20 protein-coding genes are annotated in these 15,731 nt (G+C 74.6%); 13 read left to right on the top strand and 7 right to left on the bottom strand.

What is annotated here, in order from left to right:
* Positions 1-351: 351 nt before the first annotated feature.
* Entirely contained in the window at positions 352-1,701 is a 1,350-nt protein-coding gene (locus ACWEGE_RS43450) for an aldehyde dehydrogenase family protein (RefSeq protein ID WP_449666364.1), read from the bottom strand.
* Between the two features lie 90 nt (positions 1,702-1,791).
* On the opposite strand from ACWEGE_RS43450, the gene ACWEGE_RS43445 reads away from it, so the two are divergent.
* Positions 1,792-3,270, top strand: a complete 1,479-nt coding sequence (locus ACWEGE_RS43445) for an HAD-IIIA family hydrolase (RefSeq protein ID WP_449666363.1) — start codon at positions 1,792-1,794, stop codon at positions 3,268-3,270.
* A complete protein-coding gene (locus tag ACWEGE_RS43440) occupies positions 3,267-4,307 on the top strand; it encodes a glycosyltransferase family 9 protein (RefSeq protein WP_449666362.1) in 1,041 nt (346 codons plus the stop codon). The genes ACWEGE_RS43445 and ACWEGE_RS43440 overlap by 4 nt, the downstream gene beginning before the upstream one ends.
* A 39-nt stretch (positions 4,308-4,346) precedes the next feature.
* On the opposite strand, the gene ACWEGE_RS43435 is transcribed toward ACWEGE_RS43440, so the two are convergent.
* The gene (locus ACWEGE_RS43435) at positions 4,347-4,535 is read right to left on the bottom strand and encodes a DUF2795 domain-containing protein (RefSeq protein ID WP_449666361.1); all 189 of its coding nucleotides are present in this window, start codon (positions 4,533-4,535) and stop codon (positions 4,347-4,349) included.
* A gap of 60 nt (positions 4,536-4,595) precedes the next feature.
* Positions 4,596-5,615, bottom strand: coding sequence for a Ppx/GppA phosphatase family protein (locus ACWEGE_RS43430; protein WP_449666360.1), 1,020 nt, complete (start codon positions 5,613-5,615; stop codon positions 4,596-4,598).
* A 78-nt stretch (positions 5,616-5,693) separates the two neighbouring features.
* On the opposite strand from ACWEGE_RS43430, the gene ACWEGE_RS43425 reads away from it, so the two are divergent.
* The 5 genes from ACWEGE_RS43425 (at position 5,694) to ACWEGE_RS43405 (ending at position 8,139) form a co-directional block, all read left to right on the top strand.
* Positions 5,694-6,518: an SDR family oxidoreductase gene (locus ACWEGE_RS43425; protein WP_449666359.1), complete on the top strand. Its 825-nt coding sequence runs from the start codon at positions 5,694-5,696 to the stop codon at positions 6,516-6,518.
* Positions 6,519-6,684: 166 nt separating this feature from the next.
* Positions 6,685-7,122, top strand: a complete 438-nt coding sequence (locus ACWEGE_RS43420; protein WP_449666358.1) for a DUF4383 domain-containing protein — start codon at positions 6,685-6,687, stop codon at positions 7,120-7,122.
* Positions 7,123-7,187: 65 nt separating this feature from the next.
* Positions 7,188-7,355, top strand: a complete 168-nt coding sequence (locus tag ACWEGE_RS43415; RefSeq protein ID WP_449666357.1) for a hypothetical protein — start codon at positions 7,188-7,190, stop codon at positions 7,353-7,355.
* A complete protein-coding gene (locus ACWEGE_RS43410; protein WP_449666356.1) occupies positions 7,352-7,780 on the top strand; it encodes a hypothetical protein in 429 nt (142 codons plus the stop codon). Before ACWEGE_RS43415 ends, ACWEGE_RS43410 begins: the two co-directional genes overlap by 4 nt.
* Complete coding sequence (locus tag ACWEGE_RS43405; RefSeq protein ID WP_449666355.1) at positions 7,777-8,139, top strand: VOC family protein; 363 nt, start codon at positions 7,777-7,779, stop codon at positions 8,137-8,139. Before ACWEGE_RS43410 ends, ACWEGE_RS43405 begins: the two co-directional genes overlap by 4 nt.
* Before the next feature lies 1 nt (position 8,140).
* On the opposite strand, the gene ACWEGE_RS43400 is transcribed toward ACWEGE_RS43405, so the two are convergent.
* The 4 genes from ACWEGE_RS43400 to ACWEGE_RS43385 all read right to left on the bottom strand — a co-directional run bounded on the left by ACWEGE_RS43400 (position 8,141) and on the right by ACWEGE_RS43385 (position 10,191).
* Positions 8,141-8,563, bottom strand: coding sequence for a DUF6292 family protein (locus tag ACWEGE_RS43400; RefSeq protein WP_449666354.1), 423 nt, complete (start codon positions 8,561-8,563; stop codon positions 8,141-8,143).
* 83 nt (positions 8,564-8,646) lie between these two features.
* Positions 8,647-9,282 carry a phosphoribosyltransferase gene (locus ACWEGE_RS43395; RefSeq protein WP_449666353.1) on the bottom strand — a complete coding sequence of 212 codons (636 nt, stop codon included), beginning with the start codon at positions 9,280-9,282 and terminating at the stop codon, positions 8,647-8,649.
* 4 nt (positions 9,283-9,286) lie between these two features.
* Positions 9,287-9,625, bottom strand: a complete 339-nt coding sequence (locus ACWEGE_RS43390; RefSeq protein WP_449666352.1) for a hypothetical protein — start codon at positions 9,623-9,625, stop codon at positions 9,287-9,289.
* 29 nt (positions 9,626-9,654) lie between these two features.
* A complete protein-coding gene (locus tag ACWEGE_RS43385; protein ID WP_449666351.1) occupies positions 9,655-10,191 on the bottom strand; it encodes a copper resistance CopC family protein in 537 nt (178 codons plus the stop codon).
* A gap of 380 nt (positions 10,192-10,571) precedes the next feature.
* On the opposite strand from ACWEGE_RS43385, the gene ACWEGE_RS43380 reads away from it, so the two are divergent.
* The 6 genes from ACWEGE_RS43380 to ACWEGE_RS43355 all read left to right on the top strand — a co-directional run bounded on the left by ACWEGE_RS43380 (position 10,572) and on the right by ACWEGE_RS43355 (position 15,700).
* Positions 10,572-11,168 carry a hypothetical protein gene (locus ACWEGE_RS43380; protein WP_449666350.1) on the top strand — a complete coding sequence of 199 codons (597 nt, stop codon included), beginning with the start codon at positions 10,572-10,574 and terminating at the stop codon, positions 11,166-11,168.
* 4 nt (positions 11,169-11,172) lie between these two features.
* Positions 11,173-12,081: a copper resistance D family protein gene (locus ACWEGE_RS43375; RefSeq protein WP_449666349.1), complete on the top strand. Its 909-nt coding sequence runs from the start codon at positions 11,173-11,175 to the stop codon at positions 12,079-12,081.
* A 23-nt stretch (positions 12,082-12,104) separates the two neighbouring features.
* Entirely contained in the window at positions 12,105-13,073 is a 969-nt protein-coding gene (locus tag ACWEGE_RS43370) for a cupredoxin domain-containing protein (RefSeq protein ID WP_449666348.1), read from the top strand.
* A 59-nt stretch (positions 13,074-13,132) separates the two neighbouring features.
* Positions 13,133-13,573 carry a hypothetical protein gene (locus ACWEGE_RS43365; RefSeq protein WP_449666347.1) on the top strand — a complete coding sequence of 147 codons (441 nt, stop codon included), beginning with the start codon at positions 13,133-13,135 and terminating at the stop codon, positions 13,571-13,573.
* Complete coding sequence (locus ACWEGE_RS43360; protein WP_449666346.1) at positions 13,570-14,178, top strand: cupredoxin domain-containing protein; 609 nt, start codon at positions 13,570-13,572, stop codon at positions 14,176-14,178. Before ACWEGE_RS43365 ends, ACWEGE_RS43360 begins: the two co-directional genes overlap by 4 nt.
* 94 nt (positions 14,179-14,272) lie before the next feature.
* Positions 14,273-15,700, top strand: coding sequence for a glycoside hydrolase family 76 protein (locus ACWEGE_RS43355; protein ID WP_449666345.1), 1,428 nt, complete (start codon positions 14,273-14,275; stop codon positions 15,698-15,700).
* Positions 15,701-15,731 lie beyond the last annotated feature (31 nt).

Here is a 15,731-nt window from a genome sequence, read left to right as displayed (position 1 = left end):
GGCTGCGCGCACCCTCGGAACCACGCCCCGCCGAACCGCCGCCCGGTGAAGAGCCGCCGTCCGGCGAGGAGCCGCCGCGCACACCCTCGGAACCGCCACTCGGCGACGAGCCGCTACCCGGCGAGGAGCCGGCGCTCGACCGGCCGCGCACACCCTCGGAACCCCGCCCCGCTGAAACGCCACCCGGCGAGGGGCCGCCCCGCGCCCCTTTGGAGCCAAGCCCCGCCGAACCGCCACCCGGCGAGGAACCGCCGCCCGGCCCCTCCTCCGCATCCGCCGCAGCCGGGCCGCCGTCTCTCCCCGCATCCCCGGGCGCGCCCGGCCGGTGCTCGCCTCTCCCCCGCGGCCCGGTCATGCGGGCGGCGCGATGTGCACGAGCTTCGTCTGGGTCATCTCGTCCAGGAGCTCCGGTCCGTAGCCGTACCCGTTCCCGCTTCGGCCGCGCGGGTGCGCCGCTCCGCCCGGGGCACCGCCGAACACGTTGTTCACCTTGACCGTCCCCGTCGGCAGCTCGCGCCACGCCCGCTGCGCGTGCGCCATCGAGCCCGTCAGCACCGTCGCCGCCAGGCCGTACTCGCCCTTCGCCGCCTCCGCCAGGCCCTCGTCGAAACTCGACACCACCCGGACCGGGGCCACCGGGCCGAACGTCTCCTCCGTCATCACCCGCAGCTCCGGCCCGCACTCGGTCAGCACCGTCGCCGGGTAGTGGGCGCCCGGGCCGTCCGGGATCTGCCCGCCCGTCAGCAACCGAGCGCCGCGCGAAACCGCATCGGCCACGTGGGCGTGCACGTGCTCGCGGTGCCGCCGGTCCACCAGCGGGGCCAGCGTCCGGGTCTCGGCCTCCTTCACCAGCGCCGCCAGGAACGGCTCCGCGACCGCCGTGCACACGTAGATCCGCTCGACCGCCACGCAGATCTGGCCCGAGTTGGCGAACGCCCCCAGCGCCGCCTGCCCGGCCGCCCACACCGGATCGACGTCTTCGTCGATCACCAGCGGGTCGTTGCCGCCGTTCTCCAGCAGCGTCTTCGCCCCCGTCGCCGCCGCGCTCGCGGCGATCGACCGGCCGGTCGCCGTGCTGCCCACGTGGGCGAGGACGTCGACGCCGGCGTGCATCGCCAGGATCGCGCCCACCCCGCCGTCGCCGTGCAGGGTCTGCAGCACGCCGCCCGGGAAGACGCCCGCGAGCACCTCGCCGAGCAGCTGCCCGGTGTGCGGTGCGCGCTCGCTCGGCTTGTGCACCACCGTGTTCCCGGTGGCCAGCGCCGCGCCCAGGAGACCGCAGGCGACCGCGACCGGGTCGTTCCACGGCGTGAGCGCCACGACGACCCCGCGCGGCTCGGGCACCATCAGGTCCGTCGCGCCGACGTCGCCGAGCAGGCTGCGGCCGCGGTGGACCGGGCCGAGTTCGGCGTACTGGTCCAAGGTGCCCGCGCCGGCGAGCACGCCTTCGCGGGCTTCGTCCCGCGGCTTGCCCGTCTCGGCTTCGTTCGTCTTCGCCAGCTCGTCGGCGTGCGCCCGCAGCCGTTCGGCCGCCGTGTGCAGCAGCGCACCGCGCTCGGCGGCCGGGGTCCGGGCCCACTGCGCCCGGAGCCGGCGGGCCTGCGCGAGCACCGCGTCGATCTCGTCTTCGCCCGCGGCCGGCACAGTGCCCACCACGCTGCCGTCGGCCGGGTTCCGGATTTCGATCGTCCCCGCGGTCATCCGCACCTCCTTCTCGTCGCCCGCCGGTTACCCGGGCGCGGGGACTTCGACACGCCGTTTGGCCACCGCCGCCCCGGGTAACCGGTCGCGGTGACTGCTTCGCTCGACTACACCGTGGTGATTCCCACGACGGGCCGGGAGACGCTTCGGCCACTGCTGGAAAACCTGCTGACCGGCCCGGAACCGCGGCCGGCCGAGATCCTCGTCGTCGACGACCGCCCCGGTGGGTCCGAACTGGACGTTCCCGGCGCCGTGCGCGTGCTCCGCTCCGGAGGGCGCGGGCCGGCCGCGGCGCGGAACCTCGGCTGGCGCACCGCGAAGAGCGAGTGGATCGCGTTCGTCGACGACGACGTCGTGCTCGCCGCCGACTGGGCGCGGCAGCTCGAACGCGACCTCGGCTCGCTGCCGCCGGACGTGGCCGCCTCCCAGGGCCGCATCACCGTCCCGCTGCCGGCGGACCGGCGACCGACCGACGACGAGCGCGGTACCGCGGGGCTGGAACACGCGCGGTGGATCACCGCCGACATGGCCTACCGCCGGAGCGCGCTGGTCGAGGCCGGCGGCTTCGACGAGCGTTTTCCCCGCGCCTTCCGCGAAGACTCCGATCTCGCGCTGCGCGTCGCCGAAGCCGGGCACCGGATCGACCAGGGCGAACGGCTGACGACGCACCCGGCCCGGCGGGCCGGGTTCTTCTACAGCCTCAAAGCCCAGCGCGGCAACGCCGACAACGCGTTGATGCGGGCCAAGCACGGCGTGCTCTGGCGGCAGCGCACCGGCGCCGGGCACGGCAGGCTCGGCCTGCACGCACTGTCCACGGTGGCCGGTCTGGCCGCGCTGGCGCTGCCTCTGTTCAACCAGCGCGGAAAGGCGCTGCTCGCCGCCGGTGTCTGGGCCGGGCTGACGGCGGAGTTCGCCACCCGCCGGATCCTGCCCGGCCCGCGGACCCCCGGCGAGGTGGTGCGGATGCTCGTCACCAGCGTTCTGATCCCGCCCGCCGCGTGCCACCACCGGCTGCGCGGAGAGCTCGCGGCCCGGCGGTCCCGGCCCCCGGTGGCGGTGCTGTTCGACCGGGACGACACGCTCATCGTCGACGTCCCGTACCTGAACGACCCGGACGGCGTCCGCCCGGTGCCCGGCGCCGTCGAACTGGTGCGGGGGCTGCGCGAGCGCGGCATCCCGGTCGGCGTGGTGAGCAACCAGTCCGGTGTCGCGAAAGGACTGATCACCCCCGAGCAGCTCGACGCGGTGAACGCCCGCGTCCGGGAGTTGTTCGGCCCGTTCGGCACCTGGCAGGTCTGCGTCCACGACGACGGCGACGGCTGTGCGTGCCGCAAACCCGCGCCCGGCATGGTGTTGCGGGCGGCCGGCGAGCTCGGCGTCGACCCCGCGTCCTGTGTGGTCATCGGCGACACCGGTGCCGACGTCGACGCCGCGCTCGCCGCCGGCGCCCGCGCGGTGCTCGTGCCGACGCAGCGCACGCTCGAACCGGAGATCGCCCGGGCCCGCCGGCACGCCGCCGTGGCCCGTGACCTGGCCGAGGCGCTGCGCGTCGCCGGGGTCGCCGGATGACCCGGGTGCTCGTGGCCCGCCAGGACAACCTCGGGGACGTCCTGCTCGCCGGGCCCTGCGTCCGCGCGGTCGCGGCGTCCGGAGCGCGGGTGACGCTGCTGACCGGGCCGCACGGGCGCGCCGCCGGGGAGCTGCTGCCGGGCGTGGCCGAGGTGCTCACCTGGACCGCGCCCTGGATCGACCCCGAGCCACCGCCGGTGACCGCCGAGGACACCGGTGCGTTCGTGTCGCTGATCCGCTCGAAGTCGTTCGACCGCGCGCTGATCCTGACGTCGTTCCACCAGTCGCCGCTCCCGCTGGCGCTGCTGCTCCGGCAGGCCGGGGTGCCGTGGACCGGCGCGATCTCCGAGGACTACCCGGGCAGCCTGCTCGACCTGCGCCACCGCGTCGACGGCGATCCGCCCGAGCCGGTCCGCATGCTGTCCCTCGCCGAAGCGGCCGGGTTCTCGCTGCCGCCGGACGACCACGGCGCACTGGCGCTGCGCCGCCCGCTGCCGCCCATGGCCCGGCTGACCGGCGGCGGGGCGTACGTCGTGGTGCACCCCGCGGCGTCGGTGCCCGCGCGGCAGCCGTCGGCGGCCTGGAGCCGCGAGGCGGTGCGGGCCCTGGCGGCCGACGGGCACCGGGTGTTCGTGACGGGCGCCCCGTCGGAACGCGCGCTGACCCGCGAGGTGGCCGGGACGTCGGCGGTCGACCTCGGCGGCCGGACGTCCCTGGCCGAACTGGCGGCGGTGCTGTCCGGAGCCCAGGTGGTGGTGGCGCCGAACACGGGCCCCGCCCACCTCGCCGCGGCCGCGGGCACCCCGGTGGTTTCGCTGTTCGCCCCGGTGGTGCCGCAGGAACGGTGGGCGCCCTACGGTGTCCCCGCGGTGGTGCTCGGCGACCAGCAAGCGCCCTGCCGCGCCACGCGCGCCCGGGTCTGCCCGGTCCCGGGCCACCCCTGCCTCGACACGATCGACCCGGCCGACGTCTGCCGCGCGGTGACCGCTCTCGCCCAGCCGGGTGCCGTGGTCCCGGAAATGACGTCTTCGCGGTGACCGCGGCCCGGGCGTGGTGCCCGGGCCGCGCGCGGAGGATCAGCCGCCGATCTCCTTGCTCACGCCGCTCGGCCCCTCGTACGTCCGGTCCGGCAGGCGGCGCACGACGTCCAGGGTGCCCGGGTCGGCGCCGTTCCGCTCGGCCGCCCGCACCAGGTCGTCACGCTTCGCCGGGTAGTCGACGCCGGACAGGTACTTCTGCAGTTCGATCGGGTTCGGCTTGCTCACGGGAGCTCTCCTTCCGTTCGGGGAACGGCGCGGTTACCCCGCCTGGCGGCCGGCACACGCTCAGGACGGCACCGGCTGCTCCCCCGCCGGGTGAAGCCGGCGGACCGTGGCGTCCGGATGACGGGTCAGCGGCTGCAGCGGCAGCGGCGTCGACTCGGCGAGCTGTTCCAGGTGCCGCAACAGGATTCCCTCCCGCAACGCCCACGGGCAGACCTCGGCGCTCGAGACGTCCAGCGTCGACAACGTCACCTCCGCCGCCACCGCACCGGCCACGATTTGCCGGGCTCTCGCCTTGGAAATGCCGCGCAGGCCCGCCCGCTCCGCCGCCGGGACGCGGGCGAGCCGCGGGATCCACCCGCGCACGTCGGCGACCACCAGTTCCCGGGTGACGAACGGGCCCTTGCGCTGCGGCGGCGCGCCGGTGAGGCGGGCCAGCTGCTTGAACGTCTTCGACGTCGCCACCACCCGGCGCGGCGGGCCTTCCCAGCGCAGCCGGTCGACCACCTCGGACAGCGTGTCGCGGACGTGCCGGCGCAGGGCCTTCAGCTGCTTGCGCGTCGGCGGGTCGGCGGTGAGGAATTCGCGGGTCAGCCGGCCGGCGCCCAACGGGAGCGAAACCGCCAGCTCCGGTTCGACGTCCCGGCCGAGCACCAGCTCCATCGACCCGCCGCCGATGTCGATGAGCAGCAGCCGCCCGGCCGACCAGCCGTACCAGCGGCGCGCGGCGAAGTACGTCAGCCGCGCTTCCTCCTCGCCGGACAGGAACTGGGGCCGGATCCCGGCGACCGCCTGGATGCGGTCGATCACCTCGTCGCGGTTCACCGCGTCGCGCACGGCGGCGGTGACGAACGGGTAGAGCTGGTCGACGCCGAGCCGCACCGCCGCGTCCACGGCCCGGCCGACCGCGGCGGTCACCCGCTCGATCCCGGTGTCGCTCAGCGTTCCGTCGGGCAGCAGCTCTTCGGCGAGCAACGTGGGCTCCTTGACCGCGTGCGCCGGGAGCGGTGGCGCCCCGGCGGACACGTCCACCACCTGCAGCTGGGCCGAATTCGACCCGATGTCCAGCACGGCCAGTCTCATCGGGCCGGGTTACCCCGCGACGCCGACGTTTAGTCCCCGGGAGGGGTGGTAGCCGACCGGGAACGAAAGGAGATGCCCGTGTCGCTCCCGGCTCCTCTGCCCGCCGACGCCGCTTCGCCACAACGTGCCGTCGTCACCGGCGCCGACTCCGGCATCGGCCGCGCGGTCGCCGTCGCCCTCGCCGGCGGAGGCCTGGACGTCGGCATCACCTACCACGCCGACGCCGACGGCGCGGCGGAAACCGCCGCCGAAGCCCGGTCGCGCGGGGTTGCCGCGCACGTGCGGCAGCTCGACCTGACCGAGCTGCCCGGCGCCGCCGACGTCGTCGACGCGTTCGCCGCGGACCTCGGCGGCATCGACGTCCTGGTCAACTGCTCCGGCACCGGCAGCAGCGAACTCGCCGTGGACCTGGACTACGAGAAGTGGCGCCAGGTCCTCGACGTCGACCTCGACGGCGTCTTCCTGCTGTCCCAGCGCGCGGCCCGGCACATGATCGACGCCGGGCGCGGCGGCCGCATCATCACCATCACCAGCGTCCACGAACACGTGCCCCGCGTCGGCGCCGCGCCCTACTGCGCCGCGAAGGCGGGTGCGGGCGCCTTGACCCAAGTGCTCGCCCTGGAGCTGGCCGAGCACGGCATCACCGTGAACTCCGTGGCCCCGGGCGAAATTTCGACGCCGATGACGGGACAGACCGACGCCGACCCGCGTGAGCAGGACCGGCCGGGCATCCCGCTCGGCCGCCCCGGCCACGCGGCCGAGGTGGCGGCCGCGGTCGCGTTCCTGGCCACCCCGGCGGCCGGCTACATCACCGGGACGTCGCTCGTCGTCGACGGCGGGCTGCTGCTGACGGGTGCCCAGCACGGGACCGCCCACCGCGGGCACGACTGGCGTTCCCCCTGAGGCTCGTTCCCCCTGAGACCAGGGGCCCGCGTCCTGGCTGCAGGGACCGGCGCGGGTCCCGGCCGCGGGCCGGACGGCGGACTCCCAGCCCGTCGTCCGGCCCCTTCCATTCGTCCGTTTTCCGCACGCGTGACGGGGTATCCGGCCGCGGAGGAAAGGAGACACCATGTCTTCCGCCGAATCCCGCTCCCCGGCGGGCTGGCTCCGCCCGGTCGTCGCCGTCCTCGGGCTGCTCTACCTCGCACTGGGGATCGCCGGGTTCCTGACCCCGGAAACCGCCGCGGTCGGCCACGAAACCGGCCGGGCGGTGTGGATCTTCAGCGTGACCCCGCTGCTCAACCTGGTCCACGCGGCGGTGGGCGTGCTCGGGCTGCTGGCCGCGACCCGGCGCACCGGGGCGATCATCTACTGCTGGGTGCTGTTCGTCGGCTTCACCGGGATGACCGCGTACGGCGTCCTCGCCACCGCGCTCGTGAACCCCGAGGACCCGATCAACCTCAACTGGGCGGACAACTGGCTGCACGGGCTGACCGCGGCCGCCGCGCTGGTGCTCGGCATCGTCGCCGCGCGGGCGGTCAACCGGACCGCCCTGCGTTCGCGGTGATCCGGTCGTTTCTCGCCCGCCGCCACCGGGTAGCCGCCCAAGAACACCGCGTGAAGGAGGTTCCCATGCACCGCGAAAGCGACCGGCATTCGCCCCGGGAGGACGACGCGATGAAGGCCGAGCTGCGGGGGACCCTGCAGGGCAACGGCCCGTCCCGCGCCGAAGACTGGCGAGACCCCGAACTCCCGGCCGACGACGAGCCGGACCTCCCGCCGCCGGGCGGCGGCGCATGACCGCGAGCGAGACGGCGGCGGTGGGCGAGCCCGCCGTCGTCGTGCACTACCGGCTCCACGCGGACTTCGCCGGTCCTGCGTGGCTGCGCCGGCTCCTGGGCCCGCGGGCCGGCCTGGAGCTGGACGCGGCCGGCCTGCGCGTCCGGTTCGGACCGTGGCTGGTCGAAACCCCGCTGGGCAACCTGGCCGGCGCGGAGGCCACCGGGCCGTACCGCGCGCTGCGGGTCTTCGGCGTCCGGCTTTCGCTCGCCGACCGCGGCCTCACCTTCGGGACGACGACGCAGGGTGGCGTGTGCCTCCGGTTCCGGGAACCCGTCCGGGGCATCGACCCGTGGGGCCGGCTGCGTCACCCCGGACTGACGGTGACGGTGTCCGAACCGGACCTGGTCGCCGAAGCCATCAACCGGATCGTGGCGGACGCGTGACGGCGGCCCGCATCCTGGCCGTGGCGGTCGACTGCCGGCAGCCGGACCTGCTGGCCGAATTCTGGGCGGCCGCCCTCGGCGACGGCAAAACCCGCACGTGGACCGACTCCCACGGCGTGGGCTACCGCCAGGTGGACTTCGCCGAAGGCCCGGCGCTGCTGTTCCAGCCGGTCCCCGAGGACAAGGCGGTCAAGAACCGGCTGCACCTGGACATCGCGCCGAGGGAAGGCGACCAGCGCGCCGAGGTCGAACGCCTGGTGATGCTCGGGGCGAAGGTGCTCGACGACCCCGCCGACGACCCGTGGATCGTGCTCGCCGACCCTGAAGGCAACGAGTTCTGCGTGCTGCCGGCCCGCTGACTCAGGCTCGGCCGACCGGGTCGCCCGCGTAGGCGGCCAAGCGCTCGTCGAAGCCGTCCGGGGTGCCGGGTCTGCGGAAGTCCGGGGGATCCGGGCGGCCGGGGTACTTCTCGCCGTACAGGCCGGCCACGAAGTCGACCACCGCTTCGGGTGGGGGCAGGACGTCTTCGCCCAGGTACGCGAGCACGATGACTTCGTCGCCACTGGCCGACTCGACCGCCGCGGCCCAGCCGTCGCGTTCGTCCCACAGCAGGGCCGTTTCGTGGGCCGGGAACCGCGCGAGCCGCCGGTCCAACGCCACGTACGCGCCGGCCGGGACGTCCACTTCGCAGAACCAGGCGGGTGCGTCCAGCTTGGCCGCGACGGCCAGCAGGTACTGCCGCAGCCCGCGCGCCGCCGCGCCGAGCCCGTCCCGTTCGCTCATCCCGCTGCCGCCCCTTCGGTCGGTGACCCCATCGGGTGATACCCCGTCACCCACCCGGTCAATCCGGGGTGCCCCGGGTGGAGTCACGGGGTGAGCAGGGCGAGGACGTCGTCGTCGGCCAGCTGGCGGAAATCGGCGTACCACTGGCCGACCGCGCGGAACTCCGGCGGCTCGGCGACGCACACGACGTCGTCGGCCTCGCGCAGCAGCCGCGCGGCCGCCCCGGGTGCGGCGACCGGTGCCGCGAAGACGAGCGTCCGGGGGTGGGCCGCGCGGAGGTCACGCAGCGCCGCGGTCGCGGTGACGCCGGTCGCGAGCCCGTCGTCGACGAGGAGGACGTCACGGCCGGTCAGCCCGGCCGCCGCCCGGCCGGCGTGGTACAGCTCGAGCCGGCGCCGGGCCTCCGCCCGCTCCCGCGCCTCGGCCCGCGCCAGCCGCGCGGCCGTCAGCCTCAGCGCACGCAGGCCGGTCTCGTCGTAGATCGCCGGGCCGTCCGGCGTGACCGCGCCGACGCCGTATTCGCGGTGGCCCGGCGCGCCGATCTTGCGGGCGACCGCGACGTCCAGTTCGGCGCCGAGCCGCCGCGCGACGACGGCGGCCACCGGCACCCCGCCGCGGGCGAGCCCGAGCACCACCGGGTCGGGCCACGCCCGCCGCCGCAGTTCGGCCGCGAGCCGCCGTCCGCCGTCTTCGCGGTCGGCGAAGATCCGCGCGGGCATCGGCTCACGGGCGCCACTCGTCGCGCCAGCCCGGGTGGGCTTCGTACACCGACGCGATCAGCTTGACGGACGCGTCGTCGTGGACGTCGCGGATCTCGCGGCGCAGGAACTCGGCCTTCTCGGCGAACGGCACCGGGTGCCGGTCTTCCATCGCCTCGACCGGCCCGCCGGCGAGGATCAGCCCGTCGCCGTCGTCGGCGTACATGATCCGGAGCCGTCCGCGCCGTTCGGCCTCGTCGATCAGCGGCAGTTCACCCGCCCGGACGCGCTCTTCGTCCTCCGCGAGCCGGGCCAGCACGAATTCGTCGAGCTTCGCGGTCGTGGTGTCGTCGAGATTCGTCATGGGGCCGGGATACCCGCCCGGCCACGGCCTCAAGCGTCCACGCGGCTCAGGCGCCTGGCCACCGCGAACCCGGTGCCGAGCAGCACGGCACCTCCGGTGATCCACGGCCACAGCGGCATCGGGCCGTCCTCGTCCGGCCGCCCCACCGCCGCGGCGGCCGGTACCGCCGTCGCCGGGCCCGCCACGGTGAGCCGGAACGGGACGGTGCCGGAAACCGGGTGGCCGTCGGCGGACGTGACGCGATAGTGGATCGTGTAAGCGCCGGCCGGCCCGAGTGGACGCAGCGGCGCGGAGACCCGGTCGTCCACAACGGACACCGGACCGGCCTCCCAGTGCGATGCGCCGTCGGGCCCGAGGACCGCGAGTTCGGTGAACCGGTTCTCCACCGGCTCGTTGAACTCGAGCACCGCCTCGGCCGGCCCCGCGGCGACCGACGCGCCCGCGGACGGCGAACTCGACACCAGGACGCTGTGCGCGTCCGCCGCGGGCGCGCACAGCAGGACCGCACCGGCGGCCGCGGCCAGCGCGGCGGCGATCCGGACCGGGAAAGACCAGCGGAAAGTCATGTTTGCTCGCCTTCTCGGGAATTCGAACGACGAACGAACCGTAACGAGGGGTCCCGATGGCACGGCGGAGGTCCGTGAAACGGCTGCGTTAAGCAATTCTCACCGCCACCACCGCGGAACCGGTCAAATCGGGCCATTACTCCGAAGGTCCGCATCATCGGTCACCCGAACAGCCCAGCAGGAGCAGCCTTCGGCTCAGCTTCTCACCACGCCGGGCCGTCGACGGGCCGCTCGACTTTACCCGGCCTTCACGTGAACATCACCCCACGAAACACACCGGCTGGTTTATTGCTCCCACATCCCGTTCTTTCCGCCGCCTCGGAATTGCCCGTGAAGCGCTTTCCCGAAGGGGCCATTCCCGTTCTTTGGAGGACGAAACCGTGCGAGGACCCGCCCTGCGCCGTGACCACGTCATCGCCGCGAGCCTGGCCGGCGCGGTCGTGGTCGTCGTCGGCTACGCGTCCGGCATCGGCCTGCGCCCGGGCACCGCGGCGGCCACCCCGCCCGTGGTCGCGGACGGCGGACACCCCACCTCCCCGGTCACCCCGGGCCCGCAACCACTTCCGGCAGGCCAGCCGCCCACCGGCGGCCCCGCATCCCCACTGCCCGCGGTGCCGGTGGGCGACCGGCCGGCGGACCCGATGCCCTCGATGCCCGGCGACACCGGCGTGGCGCCGGTCCCGGACCCGGGCTCCCCCGATCCCGGCACCCCGCCGCCCCCGCCCCCGTCCTCGCCCGAGCCGACGACGCCGGCGCCACCGCCGCCCGGGACCGACGTGCCCGCGTGCCAACCCGGTGTGCCGCAACAGGTCCTCGACACCCTCGGCGGGCTGCCCCTGCTCGGTGCGGTCACCACCGGGCTCGGGGTCACCGGGCCGGCCGGAGCCGGAGCGCTCGTCCTCGGCTACTGCCGCACGCCCGACGGTGGCCTGGAACCGGCGATGGTGCCCGCCACGACTGTCCCCAGTGGACGGTGAGCCGGTGGAACCCGTCAAGGCGTGGTACGTGCTCGCCCGCACCGCCGACTACGCCGGTCTCACGCTGTTCGCCGGCGGCCTGCTGTTCCTGGCCGTGCTCTGGCCCGCCGGCGCCGGCCACCGCGGCACCCGTTCGGTGCTGGTCACCGGCTGGGTCCTCGGCCTGCTCGGCACGCTCGCCGGCCTGGGCCTGCAGGCGGCGTGGGCCGCGCAGCGCCCGGCCGGTGACGCACTGGCCTGGGACCTGCTCGGCCAGGCACTGGACAGCCAGTTCGGCCGGATCTGGTTCGCCAGGGCCCTGCTGTGGCTGCTCGGCGCGGTGGTGCTGGCCTGGCTGCTGCAACGCGGCCGGGACGCCGCCACGGCGTTGCCCTGGCGCGTCGGGGCCGGCGCGGTCCTGGCCGGCCTGCTCCGCACGACCGGGCTCACCGGCCACGCCGTGGAGAGCACCCGGCCGTGGCTGACGCAGGTCGCCGACTTCGCGCACCTCGCGGGCGCTTCGGCGTGGGTCGGCGGCCTGGCCGTGCTGTTGTTCGGCGTCCTGGCCCGCCGCGACCCCGAAGAGCTGGCCTCCGTGATCCCCCGCTACTCGAAGCTGGCGATGACGTCGGTCGCCGTCGTGGTCGCCGCCGGGGTGGTGCTCGCGGCGCAGACCGTCGGCTCCGTCGGCCGGGTGTTCGGCACGGCCTACGGGCGGACGCTGCTGGTCAAGCTGGCCGTGCTCGCCGTCGTGCTGCTGGCCGCGCAGTTCAGCCGCCGCTGGGTGGGCCGCCGCCTCGACTTCGCCGTCGTCCTGCGCGGGGACGCCGGCACCGTCCGCCCCTTCGTCCATTCCGTCGCCGCCGAGACCACGCTCGTGCTCGTGGTCCTCCTCGCGGCGAGCTTCCTCGTCACGGCCAGTCCCGGCCGGTGATCGCCCTGCGAAAGGAGTCCTCGATGGACAACCCCACCCCCACCGCCCCCGAGCAGCCGGAGGTGGTGCGGCGACGACGGAACTGGCCGGTCGCCGTGGCGGTCCTCGCCCTGGCGACGGCGCTGTTCAGCCTCGCCACGCTGCGCGGCGGGCAGACCGAGCAGGCCGCACCGAGCCCGGCCGCGAACGTCGACCTCGCCGCGCTGGCCCGGCAGGGGCCGCTGGCCGTCCCGCTGTACCAGGGACTCGTGCAGGAGCAGGCCGGCGGGGCCGCCCCGGCCGCGGCGCCGTCCGGCAAGCCGGTCGAGGCCATGGGCTACAAGTTCTCGCCCGCCGACCTGACGATCGCCGTCGGCGACACCGTGACCTGGACCAACCACGACACCGCGCCGCACAACATCGTGGTCACCGACGGGCCGGAGAAGTTCACCTCGCCGACCCTGCAGACCGGCCAGACCTTCAGCCACACCTTCACCAAGGCGGGCAAGTACTCCTACTACTGCTCGATCCACCCGGACATGAAGGCGATGGTCACCGTGACCGGTGCGGCCCCCACCAGTGCCCCGCCGTCCTCGACCCCGACGTCCGCCCCGACCTCGGCACCGAGCCACTCGATGCCGGCGCCGTCCACCCCGGCCGGTGGCTCCTGCGTGCCGAAGGCGGTCCTGCAGCCGATCCTCGACCACATCAAGAGCGCGCACCTGGAGACCTCGCCCGGTCAGCAGGTGCAGGACATCCTCAACCTGGACCAGTACCTCAAGACCCACACGGTGTGGCTGGAAACCGTGCTCGCCCCGGCGTTCGACGGGTCGGGGAGCCAGGTCGTCACCGACACGCTCGCGCCGATCGTCGCGCACATCAAGAGCGCGCACCTGGAGACGTCGCTGGGACAGCAGGTGACCGACCTGCTGAACCTCGACCAGTACATCAAGACGCACACGGTGTGGCTCGAAAACGTGCTCACGCCGTTGCTCACCCAGGCGAGCTGCTGATCCCCGCGGGTGGCCCGGCGCGACCGGGCCACCCGCACCCTTCTCCGGAGGCCGTCCCCATGTCCGACACCGCCGTCCTGCCCGCCACGACCGGCTACGCCCTGCGCCGCGACCGCTGCGTCATCGAGGTTTCCCCGCGCCCGCCCCTGCTCCGCGGCCGGCTGGCCGCGACCGGCGGGCACTGGACGCCCGGCTCGGCGCTCACCGTCACCCTCGACCCCGGCTCGGTCCCGTTCCTCGGCCGGGCGTTCCGCGGCGAGGAGCTGACTTTCCTCGCCGACGGCGTCGCCGAGGAGTCGTTCGCCGTCGAAGGCCGGGTGGCCGGGCGGGCCGTGCGCCTGCTCGGCGACGTCCGGTACCGGGACTCCGGCTGTCTCGTCGTCTGGGCCACCGGGTACGTGCTCCCGGCCCGCCGGAAGCCGGCCCACGCGAGGTGGCCGGTGCGGCTGCTCGCCCGGCGCCGGCTGCGGGTCGAGATCGCGATCGAGTTCGTCCGATGAGGCGCGCCGCCCTTCTCGTCGCCGGCCTGCTGGTGCTGCTGAACGTGCCGCTCGCGAGCCCGGCCGCCGCGGCGACGCAGCAGGTGATGATGCAGGGCTACGCCTACTCCCCCGCGGCACTGACCGTCCGGGCCGGGGACACCGTCACCTGGATGCAGCACGACGAAGCCCCGCACGACGTCGTCACGACGAGCGCGCCGGTCGCCTTTCGCGGCCCGCAGCTGTCGGCCGGGCAGAGCTGGAGCTACACGTTCCGGCAGCCGGGCACCTACCAGTACTACTGCTCGGTGCACCCGGACATGCGGGCCTCGGTGACGGTGCTGCCCGCGCCCACGTCGGCACCGCCGAGCACGACTGCGCGGACCACGCCGCCACGGACCTCGGCCACCGGCACCCCGGCCGCCGCGGCACCGGTGGCCACGCCGCCCACCACGTCCGCGGCCGCTGCGCCCGCCTCCGTACCCGCGACCCCTGTCCCGCAGCCCGCCGTCCAGCAGGCGACCGCGGCCACGCCGTCGACCTTGGACCCGATGCTGCTGGTCGCCGGGCTCGTCACCGGGATCGCGGTGCTGTGCCTGCTCCTGCTGGGCTCGCGGCGGGCGTGAATTCCTGTCCGGGAACCTGTCGCGAAAAGGACTGGACCAATAATATCGGCACCGGAAAATGGGGAGCATCGCCCTTCAGCGCGGAAGGTGACCGATGCACTTCCTTGTCCCCCTGCTGTCCCTCGTCCTGGCCGCCACGCCGACCGCCACGCCGGCCGCGGCCGCCGCCACGATCTGCAACAAGTACTGCGACGCGCGGGATCCCGCCTCCTCGCCGGGTGACCGCGAAGGCTCTTCGGCCGGCGTCGGTGGCCGGAGGATCGCCCTGCACCTCGACGACGGCGACGCCATGGGCTGGGCGGCGATCACCGGCGGCACGGCAGGCGACCACGTCTGGCTGGACCGCTCGTTCGACGCCGGGCGCACCTGGGCGTCGGGCAGCAAGCTCGGCGACACCGCAACGCCGTCCGGCGCGACGGGCTGGCGGACGCTGATGTACAACGCCGACGACTGGGCGAACAAGGGCGTCGGCCTGCTGCGGGCGTGCGGGCAGCCGGCGGGTTCGGGCTCGATCGCCTGCACCGGCTGGGCGCGTCCGACGTGGAACGCCTGGGACCGCCGCACCGCGGCCGCCACGGCGCTGATGGAGCGGTACAACCTCGGCACCGGCCTGTTCGACACGACCGGGTGGTGGAACTCGGCCAACGCGCTCACCGCGGTCATCGACAACGTCCGGGTCAGCGGCATGGGCAGCTACCGCTACGCGATCGACACGACGTACACGAAGAACCTCGCCGCACAGGGCGGCAGCTTCCGCAACGACTACCTCGACGACACCGGGTGGTGGGGCCTGGCGTGGGTGGACGCCTACGACCTGACCGGCGACGGCAAGTACCTGAACACCGCCCGCGCCGACGCCGACCACATGTACGCCTACTGGGACGGCGTCTGCGGCGGCGGGGTCTGGTGGAGCACGAGCCGCACCTACAAGAACGCCATCCCGAACTCGCTCTACGTCCAGCTGAACGCGGCCCTGCACAACCGCATCCCGGGCGACACGGTGTACCTGGCGCGGGCCCGGGCGGGCTGGACGTGGTTCGCGGGCAGCGGGATGATCAACGGCTCGAACCTGGTCAACGACGGCCTGACGTCGGCCTGCGCGAACAACGGCCAGGCGGTGTGGTCGTACAACCAGGGCGTGCCGCTGGCGGCGCTGACCGAGCTGTCCCGCGCGACCGGCGACGCGAGCCTGCTGACGAAGGCCCGCGCGATGGCGAACGCGTCGACGACGAACGGCTCGCTCAACCCCGGCGGCATCCTCCGCGACCCGGGCGAGACGGCCGGCGGTGGCGGCGCAGACGGCCCGAGCTTCAAAGGCGTCTACGTGCGGGACCTGGCGGTGCTCAACGCGGCCCTCTCCGACCACCCGTACACGGCCTACCTGCAACGACAGGCGAACGCCGCGTACGCGAACGACCGGAACAGCGCGGACGCCTACGGCCTGCTGTGGGCGGGCCCGTTCGACCAGCCCGACGCGGCCCGCCAGCAGAGCGCCCTCGACCTGATGAACGCCGCCCCCTGACGAAACCCGGAACCCGCGTGATCAGACCCGG

It is taken from the genome of Amycolatopsis sp. NPDC004747, from assembly GCF_053601335.1.
The sequence above is the reverse complement of the archived record's forward strand: the minus strand, read 5'-3'. Positions and strand labels throughout refer to the sequence as shown.

Bases quoted from the DNA above. Each gene is read 5' to 3' on its own strand.
- ACWEGE_RS43415 (WP_449666357.1), top strand. From the start codon at position 7,188: ATGCACCGCGAAAGCGACCGGCATTCGCCCCGGGAGGACGACGCGATG.
- ACWEGE_RS43360 (WP_449666346.1), top strand. From the start codon at position 13,570: ATGAGGCGCGCCGCCCTTCTCGTCGCCGGCCTGCTGGTGCTGCTGAAC.
- ACWEGE_RS43390 (WP_449666352.1), bottom strand. From the start codon at position 9,625: ATGACGAATCTCGACGACACCACGACCGCGAAGCTCGACGAATTCGTG.
- ACWEGE_RS43440 (WP_449666362.1), top strand. From the start codon at position 3,267: ATGACCCGGGTGCTCGTGGCCCGCCAGGACAACCTCGGGGACGTCCTG.
- ACWEGE_RS43420 (WP_449666358.1), top strand. From the start codon at position 6,685: ATGTCTTCCGCCGAATCCCGCTCCCCGGCGGGCTGGCTCCGCCCGGTC.
- ACWEGE_RS43450 (WP_449666364.1), bottom strand. From the start codon at position 1,701: ATGACCGCGGGGACGATCGAAATCCGGAACCCGGCCGACGGCAGCGTG.
- ACWEGE_RS43355 (WP_449666345.1), top strand. From the start codon at position 14,273: ATGCACTTCCTTGTCCCCCTGCTGTCCCTCGTCCTGGCCGCCACGCCG.
- ACWEGE_RS43395 (WP_449666353.1), bottom strand. From the start codon at position 9,282: ATGCCCGCGCGGATCTTCGCCGACCGCGAAGACGGCGGACGGCGGCTC.
- ACWEGE_RS43430 (WP_449666360.1), bottom strand. From the start codon at position 5,615: ATGAGACTGGCCGTGCTGGACATCGGGTCGAATTCGGCCCAGCTGCAG.
- ACWEGE_RS43410 (WP_449666356.1), top strand. From the start codon at position 7,352: ATGACCGCGAGCGAGACGGCGGCGGTGGGCGAGCCCGCCGTCGTCGTG.
- ACWEGE_RS43370 (WP_449666348.1), top strand. From the start codon at position 12,105: ATGGACAACCCCACCCCCACCGCCCCCGAGCAGCCGGAGGTGGTGCGG.
- ACWEGE_RS43400 (WP_449666354.1), bottom strand. From the start codon at position 8,563: ATGAGCGAACGGGACGGGCTCGGCGCGGCGGCGCGCGGGCTGCGGCAG.
- ACWEGE_RS43385 (WP_449666351.1), bottom strand. From the start codon at position 10,191: ATGACTTTCCGCTGGTCTTTCCCGGTCCGGATCGCCGCCGCGCTGGCC.
- ACWEGE_RS43365 (WP_449666347.1), top strand. From the start codon at position 13,133: ATGTCCGACACCGCCGTCCTGCCCGCCACGACCGGCTACGCCCTGCGC.